This window comes from Saccharothrix longispora (assembly GCF_031455225.1).
GTDB classification, from domain to species: Bacteria; Actinomycetota; Actinomycetes; order Mycobacteriales; family Pseudonocardiaceae; genus Actinosynnema; species Actinosynnema longispora.
Genome location: NZ_JAVDSG010000001.1, coordinates 8,179,877 through 8,192,728, shown reverse-complemented (window position 1 = coordinate 8,192,728; position 12,852 = coordinate 8,179,877). Strand labels below are relative to the sequence as shown.

The 12,852-nt window shown below is 73.5% G+C and carries 13 protein-coding genes; 9 read left to right on the top strand and 4 right to left on the bottom strand.

Annotated elements, in window-relative coordinates:
- Positions 1-52: 52 nt before the first annotated feature.
- A complete protein-coding gene (locus J2S66_RS36145) occupies positions 53-1,273 on the bottom strand; it encodes an APC family permease (RefSeq protein WP_310314070.1) in 1,221 nt (406 codons plus the stop codon).
- Positions 1,274-1,471: 198 nt separating this feature from the next.
- On the opposite strand from J2S66_RS36145, the gene J2S66_RS36140 reads away from it, so the two are divergent.
- Positions 1,472-2,968 (top strand): leucyl aminopeptidase, encoded by a 1,497-nt coding sequence (locus J2S66_RS36140; RefSeq protein ID WP_310314067.1) that lies wholly within the window; start codon positions 1,472-1,474, stop codon positions 2,966-2,968.
- Between the two features lie 140 nt (positions 2,969-3,108).
- Here the strand turns inward: J2S66_RS36140 and J2S66_RS36135 are convergent, their stop codons facing one another.
- Entirely contained in the window at positions 3,109-3,426 is a 318-nt protein-coding gene (locus J2S66_RS36135) for an oxidoreductase (protein ID WP_310314063.1), read from the bottom strand.
- 175 nt (positions 3,427-3,601) lie between these two features.
- Here J2S66_RS36135 and lpdA point away from each other — a divergent pair, with 175 nt between their 5' ends.
- The 8 genes from lpdA (at position 3,602) to J2S66_RS36095 (ending at position 11,026) form a co-directional block, all read left to right on the top strand.
- A complete protein-coding gene (gene lpdA, locus J2S66_RS36130; protein WP_310314060.1) occupies positions 3,602-4,972 on the top strand; it encodes a dihydrolipoyl dehydrogenase in 1,371 nt (456 codons plus the stop codon).
- Positions 4,973-5,027: 55 nt separating this feature from the next.
- Positions 5,028-6,800 carry a 2-oxoglutarate dehydrogenase, E2 component, dihydrolipoamide succinyltransferase gene (gene sucB / locus J2S66_RS36125; RefSeq protein WP_310314057.1) on the top strand — a complete coding sequence of 591 codons (1,773 nt, stop codon included), beginning with the start codon at positions 5,028-5,030 and terminating at the stop codon, positions 6,798-6,800.
- Positions 6,801-6,884: 84 nt separating this feature from the next.
- Positions 6,885-7,145 carry a hypothetical protein gene (locus tag J2S66_RS36120; protein ID WP_310314055.1) on the top strand — a complete coding sequence of 87 codons (261 nt, stop codon included), beginning with the start codon at positions 6,885-6,887 and terminating at the stop codon, positions 7,143-7,145.
- Between the two features lie 94 nt (positions 7,146-7,239).
- A complete protein-coding gene (locus J2S66_RS36115; protein ID WP_310314052.1) occupies positions 7,240-8,127 on the top strand; it encodes a TIGR01777 family oxidoreductase in 888 nt (295 codons plus the stop codon).
- A complete protein-coding gene (locus J2S66_RS36110) occupies positions 8,124-8,723 on the top strand; it encodes a phosphatase PAP2 family protein (protein ID WP_310314049.1) in 600 nt (199 codons plus the stop codon). Before J2S66_RS36115 ends, J2S66_RS36110 begins: the two co-directional genes overlap by 4 nt.
- On the top strand, positions 8,710-9,453 hold the full coding sequence (lipB, locus tag J2S66_RS36105) for a lipoyl(octanoyl) transferase LipB (RefSeq protein WP_310314045.1): 744 nt from the start codon (positions 8,710-8,712) through the stop codon (positions 9,451-9,453). Before J2S66_RS36110 ends, lipB begins: the two co-directional genes overlap by 14 nt.
- A gap of 60 nt (positions 9,454-9,513) precedes the next feature.
- Positions 9,514-10,530 carry a serine hydrolase gene (locus J2S66_RS36100; protein WP_310314042.1) on the top strand — a complete coding sequence of 339 codons (1,017 nt, stop codon included), beginning with the start codon at positions 9,514-9,516 and terminating at the stop codon, positions 10,528-10,530.
- A 1-nt stretch (position 10,531) separates the two neighbouring features.
- Positions 10,532-11,026 (top strand): ArsR/SmtB family transcription factor, encoded by a 495-nt coding sequence (locus J2S66_RS36095; protein WP_310314039.1) that lies wholly within the window; start codon positions 10,532-10,534, stop codon positions 11,024-11,026.
- A 39-nt stretch (positions 11,027-11,065) separates the two neighbouring features.
- On the opposite strand, the gene J2S66_RS36090 is transcribed toward J2S66_RS36095, so the two are convergent.
- Together J2S66_RS36090 and J2S66_RS36085 are read right to left on the bottom strand one after the other, a co-directional pair.
- Positions 11,066-11,992, bottom strand: a complete 927-nt coding sequence (locus J2S66_RS36090) for an LLM class F420-dependent oxidoreductase (protein ID WP_310314036.1) — start codon at positions 11,990-11,992, stop codon at positions 11,066-11,068.
- Positions 11,993-12,088: 96 nt separating this feature from the next.
- Positions 12,089-12,751 carry a TetR/AcrR family transcriptional regulator gene (locus tag J2S66_RS36085; RefSeq protein ID WP_310315360.1) on the bottom strand — a complete coding sequence of 221 codons (663 nt, stop codon included), beginning with the start codon at positions 12,749-12,751 and terminating at the stop codon, positions 12,089-12,091.
- Positions 12,752-12,852 lie beyond the last annotated feature (101 nt).

Here is a 12,852-nt window from a genome sequence, read left to right as displayed (position 1 = left end):
GACGTCGGAAAATCGCTGTCCCGACGCTCGGACGTCCGACCATCCGGATGGGCTACCCCGCCGCCTGCCGCACCGCCTGCCGCACCCGACCGAGCGCGAGCAGACCGGTACCGAGCGCGAGCGCCACGAGCGTGACGACGAGTGCCGCGGTGGGCGCGCTCATGGCCAGCAGGACCGACAGCCCCAGCCCGAGGCACGCGGTGCGCATCGGCCACGTGCGGTCCTCCTGGAGCAGCACGCGGGCGGAGGCGTTCGTGAAGCCGTAGTAGAACGCCGTGCCGCAGGCGCCCACGGCGAGCGCGGTCGACGGGGGCAGCGCGACGACGACGAGCGCGGCCGGCGCGGCGGCGAGCACGTCCAGGGGCCAGGCCGCGCGGACGGCGGGCAGGTCGCCGGTCTCGGTCAGGCCGACGAGCGTGCGCCGGCCGGAGGCGAGCACGGCGTGCAGCGCGGTCACGGCGGCCACGGCGGCGCCGACGCCGAGGACGGGCAGCAGCCAACGGCCGTCGGCGGCGACCAGGGCGTCGCGCAGCGGCGCGGGCGACAGGGCCAGGCGCGCCGGGCCGAGCTGGCGCAGCAGCGCCGCGCCGACCGCGACCATCAGCACCAGCACGGTCACGACCACCACCGGCACGGCGACGCGCAGCACGCGCGGGTCGAACGCGGTCTCGCCGCGGTGCGGGGCGGTGACCCGCTCGAAGCCGACGAACGCCACGAACAGCACCGACGCCGCGCCCATCACGCCGTCGAAGCCGGGGGTCGCGAACACCGCCGGTGACCCGATCGGGTTACCGGGAGGGCTGACGGAGAAGCAGACCAGCACCACGAGCAGCAGCACCCCGACCACCACGACCGCGGAGGCCGCGGACATCCGCGCGCTCCAGCGGACGCCCGCCGCGCCCAGTGCCGCGGTCGCCGCGAGGAGCCCCAGGGCCGCGACGACCCGGTGCTCGGGCACCACGTGCGCGCCGAACGCGCCGGCCAGCGCCGCGGCCACCCCGGCCCGCCCGACGAGGTGGGCGCAGGCCGTGATGCGCGCGGGCCACGGGCCGAGCTGGTTGCGGGTGTAGGCGTAGCCGCCGGGCGCGTCGGGGTAGGCGCGGTGCTGGTCCGCGGTGGAGAACGCGCAGCACAGGGCGGTCACGGCGGCGAGGAGCAGCGCGGGGAGGAACCAGGGACCGGCGACCGCCGCGGCGGGGGCGAAACCCGTGAGCACACCGGCGCCCAGCGTCGCGCCGAGAGCGAGCGCGACGGCACGGGCTGTGATTGTCACCGGTACACGATCGCAGAAAAAGACCGATTGAACGCTGACCCCCGCATGGTTTACCCCCGAACGTGTTAATTGTTACTCGGTGCAATCGCGAGTGCGATGACCGAGCGTGTCGGCCGGACCTTTAGCATTCGTCACGATCCACCCCCGTTCCCGCCGCACGACCAGGAAGTGCCGGGAGGACCGCATCGAGGAGCCGCCGTGATCGCGCCGAAGCTGGCCATCACCGACAGTGACCTGAGCAGCACCGCCGCCGACGTCGTGGTGATCGGGACCACCCAGGGACCCGCCGGCCCGTCCCTCGCGGGCGCCTCCGAGGCGGTCGACGCCGCGTTCGACGGCGGCCTGCTCGGCGTGCTGGAGACCCTGGGCGCCAGCGGCAAGGCCGAGGAGGTCGTGAGCGTGCCGACGTTCGGCAAGCTGGCCGCCCCGGTCGTGCTCGCGGTCGGCCTGGGCAAGCCCGCCGCCGACGGCTCGGTGTCCGAGGACCAGGTGCGCAAGGCGTCCGGCGCGGTCGCCCGCGCCCTCGCGGGCCGCAAGCGCGCCGTCACCACGCTCTCCGCGCTGCACCTCGGCCCGGCCGTGGAGGGCACGCTGCTGGGCGGCTACGCCTTCACCGACTACAAGACGGCCAAGGGCGACGGCCCGGTGGCCCGGGTCGACCTCGTCGCGCCCGCCGAGGGCACCAAGCGCGCCCACAACGCCACCGTGAAGGCGTCCACCGCCGTCGCCGAGGCCGTCGCCGCCGTGCGCGACTTCGTGAACACCCCGCCGAACGACCTCTACCCGGCGTCGTTCGCCGAGCGCGCCGCCGCCCTGGCCAAGGCCGAGGGCCTCGACGTCGAGGTCCTGGACGAGAAGGCGCTGCGCAAGCAGGGCTTCGGCGGCATCCTGGGCGTCGGCGGCGGCTCCAGCCGTCCCCCGCGCCTGGTGCGCATCACCTACCGGGGCGCGAAGGCCGCCAAGAAGGTGGCGCTGGTCGGCAAGGGCATCACCTTCGACACCGGCGGCATCTCCATCAAGCCGGCCGCGGGCATGGACGAGATGACCTCGGACATGGGCGGCGCGGCGGCCGTGATCGCCACCGTCGTGCTGGCGGCGAAGCTGAAGTACCCGCTGGAGGTCACCGCGTGGGCGCCGATGGCGGAGAACATGCCGTCCGGCACCGCCTACCGGCCCGGCGACGTGCTGACCATGTACGGCGGCAAGACCGTCGAGGTGCTCAACACCGACGCCGAGGGCAGGCTGATCCTGTCCGACGCGATCGTGCGGGCCTGCGAGGACGCCCCGGACTACCTGATCGAGACGTCCACGCTGACCGGCGCCCAGGTCGTGGCCCTGGGCAAGCGGACGTCGGGCGTCATGGGCACCGAGGAGTTCCGCGACCGGATCGCCGAGCTGGGTCGCGCGGTGGGCGAGCAGGCGTGGGCCATGCCGCTGCCCGACGAGCTGCGCGGCGACCTGGACTCGCGGGTGGCGGACATCGCCAACGTGGCCGGCCACCGGTTCGGCGGCATGCTCACCGCGGGCGTGTTCCTGCGCGAGTTCGTCCCCGAGGGCGTCACCTGGGCGCACATCGACGTGGCCGGCCCGTCGTTCCACAGCGGCGGCCCGTACGGCTACACGACCAAGGGCGGCACCGGCGTGCCCGTGCGCACCCTGGCCGCGGTGCTGGCGGACATCGCCGCGAACGGCTGATCCCGGACGGCTTCGGTCCGGTCGCGCCACCGCGTGACCGGACCGGGGCACCCGACCGTCCACTTCGGACGTCGCGGTTACCGGTGACCGGCCCGTGACCGCGCGCGACCGCTCGTCGCGTCCCGGCGGACCGGCCCGCCCTACCCCTGGTTCTTGCGGCGCGAGTACTCGCGCATCCGCTTCGGGTACCCCACGATCCCCGCGTCGTAGATCGGGATGCCGAGCTTCTTCGCGAACTTCTTCGCGCCGTCCGTGCCGTCGATGCGGCGGCGCGTCCACTCGCCGTCGTGCGCGACGAGCACGACCGTGGTCTCGGTCACGGTCGTCTTGGGCTCGACGTACGCCTCCACGCCGCGCCTCGCCGCCGCCCACTTCTCCAGGTGGCCGGTGTCCGCGGACGTGGACTCCCTCAGCACGCCGGGGCGCTTCTTCCTGCGAAAACGGTCGAACAGGCCCACCAGGGCACCTCCTGCCGCGACTCCTGGTGACCATGGTGCCGGCGCGCGGGTAAAGGGGAGGCCAAATCCTCCGAACAGGACACCGCGTCGCCGTCCCCCCCGAGGTAGTGACAAGATGGAAACCACACGCGCGCACCCGCGCGGAGTAAGGCATCAAGCTCTCCAGGGAGATCCCGTGACCGACACCTCCGCCGACCTCGTGATCCTCGGTGGCGGCTCGGGCGGCTACGCCTGCGCGTTCCGCGCGGCGGAGCTCGGCCTGTCCGTCGTCCTGGTCGAGAAGGACAAGCTGGGGGGCACCTGCCTGCACCGCGGCTGCATCCCGACCAAGGCGCTGCTGCACGCGGCGGAGGTCGCGGACAACGCGCGCGAGGGCGACCAGTTCGGGGTGAAGTCGTCGCTGGAGGGCATCGACATCGCGGGTGTGAACTCCTACAAGGACGGCGTGGTCGGCCGGCTCTACAAGGGCCTCCAGGGTCTGGCCAAGGCGAACAAGGTCACCCTGGTCGAGGGCGCGGGCACGTTCGTCGGCGACAAGACCGTCGAGGTGAACGGCGACCGGTACACCGGCAAGAACGTCGTGCTGGCCACCGGCTCGTACGCCCGCAGCCTGCCCGGCCTGGAGATCGGCGGCCGGATCATCACCAGCGACCAGGCGCTCAACCTGGACTTCGTCCCGGAGAAGGTCGTAGTGCTCGGCGGCGGCGTGATCGGCGTCGAGTTCGCCAGCGTGTGGTCCTCGTTCGGCGCGGACGTGACCATCGTGGAGGCGCTGCCCCGTCTGGTCCCCGCCGAGGACGAGTACGCGTCCAAGCAGCTGGAGCGCGCGTTCCGCCGCCGCGGCATCAAGTTCAAGACCGGCGTGAAGTTCACCGGCGCCACCCAGAGCGAGGCCGGCGTCTCGGTGACCCTGGAGTCCGGCGACGTGCTCGACGCCGACCTGCTGCTGGTGGCCGTCGGCCGCGGCCCGAACACCGCCGGCCACGGCTACGAGGAGGCGGGCGTCGCGGTCGAGCGCGGTTTCGTCACCACGAACGAGCGCCTGGAGACCTCGCTGCCCGGCGTGTACGCCGTCGGCGACATCGTCCGCGGCCTCCAGCTCGCGCACCGCGGCTTCCAGCAGGGCATCTTCGTGGCCGAGGAGATCGCGGGCCAGAACCCGAAGGTGATCGACGAGGCGGGCATCCCGCGCGTCACCTACTGCAAGCCCGAGGTCGCGTCGGTGGGTCTCACCGAGGCCGCCGCGAAGGAGAAGTACGGCTCCGTCGAGACGTTCGTCTACGACCTCGCGGGCAACGGCAAGAGCCAGATCCTGAAGACCGCCGGTGGCGTCAAGCTCGTGAAGGCGCCCGATGGCCCGGTGGTCGGTGTCACCATGGTCGGCGAGCGGGTCGGCGAGCTGATCGGTGAAGCCCAGCTGATCTACAGCTGGGAGGCGTACCCCGAGGACGTGGCTCCGCTGATCCACGCCCACCCGACCCAGACAGAAGCCCTCGGCGAAGCCTTCCTCGCCTTGGCCGGCAAGCCGCTGCACGTGCACGGCTGACCGTCGCACCCCAGTCAGCCGAACTTCGACCCACGCACGAGGAGTCAGCGAAAAGATGGCCTTCTCCGTCCAAATGCCCGCACTCGGCGAAAGCGTCACCGAGGGCACGGTCACCCGCTGGTTGAAGCAGGAGGGTGACCGCGTCGAGGTCGACGAGCCGTTGCTGGAGGTCTCGACCGACAAGGTCGACACCGAGATCCCCTCGCCCGCCGCCGGCGTGCTCCAGAAGATCGTCGCCCAGGAGGACGAGACCGTCGAGGTCGGCGCCGAGCTGGCCGTGATCGGCGACGGTTCCGGTTCCGACTCCGGGTCCTCCGACTCGACCTCCGGCGGCGGCACCGCGCCCGCCGAAGAGGCGCAGCCCGAGCCGCAGTCCGAGCCGCAGTCCGAGCCCGAGCCCCAGCCCGAGGAGCCGGCGCGGTCCGACTCCGGTTCGGGTTCCGGCCCGGCCGAGGGCACCCCGGTGACCATGCCCGCCCTGGGCGAGAGCGTCACCGAGGGCACCGTGACCCGGTGGCTGAAGGCCGTCGGCGACTCGGTCGAGGTCGACGAGCCGCTGCTGGAGGTCTCGACCGACAAGGTCGACACCGAGATCCCGTCCCCGGTCGCCGGCACCCTGCTGGAGATCACCGCGGGCGAGGACGAGACCGTCGAGGTCGGCGGTCAGCTGGCCGTCGTCGGCTCCGGTTCGCCGGCCCCCGAGGCCGAGCAGCCGAAGACCGAGGAGCCGAAGGCCGAGCCCAAGGCGGAGCCGAAGCAGGAGGAGCCGAAGCAGGAGGCCCCGAAGCAGGAGGAGCCCAAGCAGGAGGCCCCGAAGCCCGCTCCCGCCGAGGCCCCCGCGCAGGCCGAGGCCGCCCCGTCCGGTGACGAGTCGTCGAACGGCGCGCCTTACGTCACGCCGCTGGTGCGCAAGCTGGCGTCGGAGAACGGCATCGACCTGAACGCCCTCAAGGGCACCGGCGTCGGCGGCCGCATCCGCAAGCAGGACGTGCTGGCCGCCGTCGAGGCGAAGAAGGCCCCGGCCCCCGCGCCGGCCGCTCCCGCCGCCCCGGCCGCGTCCGCCCCGGCGCAGCGCACCGCCACCCCGGCCGCCGACACCAGCGGCAAGCGCGGCACCGTGCAGAAGCTGCCCCGGCTGCGCCAGATCGTGGCCCAGCGGACCCGCGAGTCCCTCCAGGTCTCGGCGCAGCTCACCCAGGTGTTCGAGGTGGACGTCACCAAGATCGCCCGGCTGCGCAACCGCGCCAAGGTCGCGTTCGAGCAGCGCGAGGGCACGAAGCTGACGTTCCTGCCGTTCTTCGCCAAGGCCGCCGTGGAGGCGCTGAAGCAGCACCCGGTGCTGAACGCCTCCATCGACGAGGAGAAGAAGGAGGTCGTCTACCACGGCGCCGAGCACCTGGGCATCGCGATCGACACCGAGCGCGGCCTGCTCAACGCGGTGATCGCGAACGCGGGTGACCTGAACCTGGCGGGCCTGTCGCACAAGATCGGCGACCTGGCCTCGCGGGCGCGCGCGAACAAGTTGACGCCGGACGAGCTGACCGGCGGCACGTTCTCGCTGACCAACCTGGGCAGCAACGGCGCGCTGTTCGACACCCCGATCATCCAGCAGCCGCAGGTCGGCATCCTGGGCGTCGGCGTGGTCAAGAAGCGCCCGGTCGTGATCACGGACGAGAGCGGCGACGACACCATCGCCATCCGTTCGATGGCCTACCTGGCCCTGACCTACGACCACCGGCTGGTGGACGGCGCCGACGCGGGCCGCTTCCTCACCACCGTGAAGAACCGCCTGGAAGAGGGCTCTTTCGAAGCCGACCTCGGCCTCTGACGACAGCTCTTCCGAGGGCCGCTCCCGCTGTCGGCGGGGGCGGCCCTCGCCGTTCCGCCGGCGTCCGCCGGCAGGATGTGCGGCATGGACCCGGACATGTGCCTGGAAGTCCCGCCCGGCTTCGACGACTCCGACGACGACGAGGGCCAGGTCCACCCGGTCGCCCGCCGGCTGTTCAGCGGCGCCACCAACGCCGACGCCTTCCGCAAGGCGATGGAGTGGGTCGGCGCGCACGACGTGTTCATCATGGGCCTCGACTGGGACTGCGCGTTCGACGAGCCCGAACCCTTCACCCTGTCCCTCTTCTTCCGGTTCGAGCTGCCGGACGAGGACGACGAGGACTGACGGACGGCGCACGGCGCACGACGACCGCTTCGGGTGACGTGGACGACTCGCCGGCCGCTGTGCAACCCGACGCCCCCTGCGGGACGATCAAGGCATGCGGGTGGTCGTGGCGGGTTCGTCGGGTCTGATCGGCACGAGTCTGGTGGCCGCGTTGCGCGGCGCCGGGCACGAGGTCGTGCGGTTGGTCCGCCGCCGCCCGGCGGCCCCCGACGAACGCGGCTGGGACCCGCCCGCCGCGCGGATCGACGCGGGCTGCCTCGACGGCGCGGACGCGGTGGTCAACCTGTGCGGCGCCGGGGTGGCCGACAAGCGGTGGACGGACGCGCGCAAGCAGGTGCTGCTGGACAGCCGCACGGTGCCGACCGAGGTGCTCGCCGCCGCGGTCGTGGAGCACGGCGTGCCGGTCCTGGTGAACGCGAGCGCCATCGGCTACTACGGCGACACCGGTGACGAGCTCGTCACCGAGGACACCCCCTCGGGCACCGGCTTCCTGGCCGACCTGTGCCGCCAGTGGGAGGCGGCGACCGCGCCCGCCGAGGCGGCCGCGCGGGTGGTGACGCTGCGCACCGGGCTGGTGATCAGCCCGTCCGGGGGGTTGTTCGGCGCGATCCGGCCGCTGTTCACGTTCTTCCTCGGCGGTCGCCTCGGCGACGGCCGCCAGTACATGCCGTGGATCTCCCTCGACGACGCCGTGTCGGCCATCCGGTTCGTCCTGGAGCACGACGACGTGCGCGGGCCGGTGAACCTGACGGCGCCCAGCCCGGTCACGAACGCCGAGTTCACCCGCACCGTCGGGCACGCGCTGCACCGCCCGACGCCGTGGGTGGTACCCGGCTTCGTCCTCAGGGCCGTCCTCGGCCAGCTCGCGGAGGAGGGCGTCCTGGCCGGTCAGCGGGCCGTCCCCCGCGTGCTCGACCGGCACGGCTTCACGTTCCTGCACCCCGCGCTCGGGGCGGCCGTGGCGGCGGCCGCGGGACGGTGATCCTGGTCCCGGTCGGCGCGCTCCTCGCGCTGGCCTCGCTGGTGCTGGGCTTCTCGGTGCGCCGGGACGTGCCGGCGGTGGACCGCGGCCTGCACCTGGCCGCGGCGGACCTGGAGCCGGGGTTCACCCACTCGGCGACGGTCGTCAGCTTCGTGCTGAGCCCCGGCCTGGCCACGATCGCCCTGCTGTCCCTGGTCGCACGGGCCGCGCTCGCGCGGGACCCGCTCGTCCTCAGGGCGGCCGCGCTGCTCGGCGCGTGCTGGTCGACGGTCTTCGCGCGTCACGTCTACCAGCGGGTCCGGCCGATCGACTTCCCGAAGTGGAGCTACCCGAGCGGGCACGTCACCGCGGTCGCGGCGGTCGCGTTCACCGCCGTCGTGCTGACCGCCCACCTGGCCCGCAGGCACCTGCGCGCGGCCGTCGCGCTGGCCGTCGCGGCCGTCGGCGCCACGGCCGCGAGCCGCGTCGTGCTGGAGATGCACTGGTTCACCGACACCGCGGGCGCGGTCCTCGCCGTGACCGGCGTCGGGCTGCTCGTCGCCCACGCCCTGCGGCTGCTGCCGCTGGGCGTAGGGTCGAGGCGTGAGCAGTCCTGACCTCTCCTGCCGCGCCTCGACCGACCCGATCGACGTGCGCGAACTGGGCACCATCGACTACCTGGCCGCCTGGGACCTGCAGCGCGAGCTGGCCGAGCGGCGCGCCGAGGGCGCGATCGGCGACACGATGCTCCTGCTGGAGCACCCCTCGGTCTACACCTGCGGCCGGCGCACCGAGCCCGAGGAGCGCCCGACGGGCGGCGACATCCCGGTCGTCGACGTCGACCGGGGTGGCAAGATCACCTGGCACGGCCCGGGCCAGCTGGTGGGTTACCCGATCGTGGCCCTCACCGAGCCGCTGGACGTCGTGCGGTACGTGCGCCGCCTGGAGCAGGCGCTGATCCACGTGTGCGACCAGCTCGGCGTGCCCACGGGCCGCGTCGAGGGGCGCAGCGGCGTGTGGATCGCGGCCGACGACAAGGGCGTCGAGCGCAAGGTGGCCGCCATCGGCATCCGGGTGCAGCGCGGCGTGACCATGCACGGCTTCGAGATCAACTGCAACGCGGACCTGGACGCGTTCGGCGCGATCATCCCGTGCGGCATCCGGGACGCGGGCGTCGCGTCGCTGTCGCACGAGCTGGGCCGGGACGTGACCGTGGACGAGGTGCGGCCGCTGGCGCGGGCGGCCGTCATCGACGCGCTGAACGGCGACCTGCCGTTGACCGAGCGCGCGCTGGCGCGTCGGGACCCCGTGGCGGCGGGTGTGACGTTCGCGGTGCGGACCGGCTGACAAGGACACCGCTCCCCCTCTAGATTCCGGAATTACGGACTACCGGAGGGGAGATTCGTCGTGCTCCTGACTCGACGGCACCTGCTCTGCGCCTGGGGCGCCGCGGGCGCGGCCACCCTGCTGCCCGCCACCACCACCGCACAGGCGCGCACCCAGGCGGACGACTGGCTCGCCTGGTTCCGCGCGAACCGGCGGCACGTCGCCGCGGTCGTGGACGACGGCCGCGGCGGGCGGGTCGCGCACCGCCCGCACGAACCGCAGCCCCTCGCCTCGGCCGTCGAGGTCGTGCACCTGGCCGGGTACTCGGCCGCCCTGCGCGCCGGCCTGGTCCGCGCGGACGAACCGGTCCGCGTCGGCGACTGGGAGCAGTACTACCTGGGCCTCGACGGCGGCGCGCACCCCGCGTCCCTGCGCGCCCTGGGCATCCGCTCGACCAACGGCGTCACCGCCGACGACCCCGACCACCTCGTCACGCTCGACGACCTGGTCGCGTCGATGACCCGGTTCAGCGACAACGCGGCCACCGACTTCCTGCGGTACCGGCTCGGCGAGGGCCTGCTGCGCGCCGCCGCCGCCCGCCACGACTGGCCCACCGCACCCGTGCCGGAGATCCTCGGCGAGGTCCTGGCGTTCATCCTGGGCAGGCGGGTCGACGTCCGGCGCTACCTGGAGGACCCGCGGCTCCAGTTGGAGGTGCTCGGGAAGTTCCCCGACCTGCCGGCCACCTACGACGGCCGGCGGCCGTGGGCGCGCACGACGTGGGCCGGCACCGCCGCGGGCCTGAACCGCGCGCACCGCTCGCTGACCTCCGACGAGGTCGCCCGCACCCACCTCGAACGCGGTCGCCCGACGCCGCCCGGCGTGGTGGGCGTCGGGTTCAAGGGCGGGTCGCTGGCGGGCATCCTCACCGTCGGCACGACGGTGCGCTGGGCGGACGGCCGGGTCGGGTCGGCCGCCGTGCTCGTGCGGGAGGTCGACGAGCAGCGGTTCGCGACCTCGGGCGAGCTGGTCTCGCTGGTGCGACAGACCCTGCTCGACCCCGCTGCGCTGCGCCGATTCCAGGTCAGCCTCTCCTAGGATGACAGCGGTGGACCTGGTGCAGCGACTTGCCGAGCTGGAGCAGCGCGTGGCCGCGCTGGAGGGCGACGCGCGGGCGACCACCGCGCCGCCCGAGGCCGGTGACAGCGGGGTCGACTGCGGCGAGGTCGGTTACGGGGGCCGGGTGGCCGTGGGCGACGGGCGCGTGACGTGGCGGATCGACGTGACGCCGGAGCACGCGCTGGCGCTGGCCGACCGGCCGCGGATCGAGGTGCTGGCCGCGTTGGCGCACCCGGTGCGGGTGGAGATCGTGCGGACCCTGCTCGGGCAGGGCGCGCAACCCCCGGCGGCGCTCCAGGAGGCCGCCCGGCTCGGCTCGACGGGTCAGCTGTACCACCACCTGAAGGCGTTGACCGCGTCCGGCGTGGTGGAGCAGGACAAGCGCGGGAGCTACCGGCTGCGGAGCGAGGCCGTCGTCCCCGTGCTCGTCCTGCTCACCGCCGCGTCGGACGTGGCGGGTCAGCTGCGGACCTGACCCGACCGGCGCCTGGACCCGATCGGCGCCTGAACGCGGTCAGAGCTGCGGCGCGACCTCGGCGGCGACCAGCTCCACGTGGTCGAGGTCGGCCAGGTCGAGCACCTGGAGGTAGACGCGGCTGATGCCGGTCCGCTCGCGCCACGTGCCGAGCTTGTCGACCACCTCGGCGGGCGTGCCGGTCAGCCCGTTCTCCCGCAGTTCGGCCTCCTCGCGGCCGATGCGCCCCGCGCGCCGGGCGACCTCGGCGCCGTCGCGGCCGACGCACACCACGAGCGCGACGGACCGGGTGATCTCCCCCGGGTCGCGCCCGGCGGCCTCGCACGCCGCGTCGACGCGGGCGAACTGCTCGACGGCGGCGTCCACGCCCGCGAACGGCAGGTTGAACTCGTCGGCGTACTTCGCGGCCAGCGCGGGCGTGCGCTTGGGGCCGAGGCCGCCGACGAGGACCGGGATCTTCGCCTGGGCGGGCTTGGGCAGCGCGGGCGAGTCGACGAGGCGGTAGTGCGCTCCCTCGAACGAGAACGTCCCGCCGTCCGGCGTGCCCCACAGGCCGGTGACGACCTCCAACTGCTCCGCGTACCGCTCGAAGCGCTCCTTGGTGGACGGGAACGGCAGGCCGTAGGCGGTGTGCTCGGCCTCGAACCAGCCCGCGCCCAGGCCGAACTCGACGCGCCCGCCGGACATCGCGTCGACCTGCGCGACGCTGATCGCCAGCGGGCCGGGGTGCCGGAACGTCGCGGCGGTCATCAGCGTGCCCAGGCGGATGCGCTCGGTGTCGCGGGCCAGGCCCGCGAGGGTGATCCAGGCGTCGGTGGGGCCGGGCAGCCCGTCACCGCTCATCGCCAGGTAGTGGTCGGACCGGAAGAAGGCGCCGTAGCCCGCGGCCTCGGCGGTCCGCGCCACGGCCAGCAGGTCGTCGTAGGAAGCCCCCTGCTGGGGCTCGGTGAAGATGCGGAGTTCCACGTCACCACGCTAATCCCCGCTCCGGTCCGGCCGCGATCCGAGCGCCGGCGCGCGACCCCGGCGCGCAGTCCTGACGCGCAGTCCCGGCGACCGGCCTCAGCGGCGGCGCGACCGGGACGACCGGCGGTCCTCGCGCACAGGCTCCGCGGGCGCCCGCGCCCCCTCGTCCGGGCGCACGCGCAGTCCCTCGACCACGCGCACGATGGTCCGCTCGACCTCGGCGCTGGCCTTGCGCGGGTCGGACGAGCCCGCGATCGTGCTGGCGCCCGCCGACAGCGCGCCGAACAGCAGCCGCGACATCGTCTCGACCGGCAGCTGCGCCAGCTCGCCGGACTCGACCAGCACCTCGATCGTGGAGCGCAGCAGCCCGTAGCTGAAGTGCTCCTCGGCCTCCCGCCAGCGCTCCCAGCCCATCACGACCGGCGCCTCGTGGATGACGATGCGCTGGTAGGGCGCCTCCAGGCACACCCGGACGTAGGCGCGCAGGCCGGCGATGGCGGTGTCCCACGGGTCGCCGGGGGCGCTGACGATCTCGGTGAGCTTGCGCATGAACGCGTTCTCGACCGAGTCGAACGCGGCCTCGAACAACGCCTGCTTGCCGCTGAAGTGGTGGTACAGCGCGCCCTTGGTGAGCCGCGCCCGCTTGGCGACCTCGTCGAGCGAGGTGCCCGCGTACCCCCGTTTGGTGAACAGCTCCACCGCGCTGTCGACGAGGGCCTGCCTCGTGGACTCGGAGTACTCCAACCGCCTCGACCGCACTGTCACCACGTTCACAACCGTACGACATACCGGCGGTACGTACCCGTGGTATGTTCGCCTCAACGGCCATACCGCCGGTATGTGGAAGACTAGGGGTATGA

What these genes read in the sequence shown, in the direction of transcription:
- sucB (WP_310314057.1), top strand. Translation starts at nt 5,028, where the DNA reads ATGGCCTTCTCCGTCCAAATGCCCGCACTCGGCGAAAGCGTCACCGAG.
- J2S66_RS36120 (WP_310314055.1), top strand. Translation starts at nt 6,885, where the DNA reads ATGGACCCGGACATGTGCCTGGAAGTCCCGCCCGGCTTCGACGACTCC.
- J2S66_RS36115 (WP_310314052.1), top strand. Translation starts at nt 7,240, where the DNA reads ATGCGGGTGGTCGTGGCGGGTTCGTCGGGTCTGATCGGCACGAGTCTG.
- J2S66_RS36095 (WP_310314039.1), top strand. Translation starts at nt 10,532, where the DNA reads ATGACAGCGGTGGACCTGGTGCAGCGACTTGCCGAGCTGGAGCAGCGC.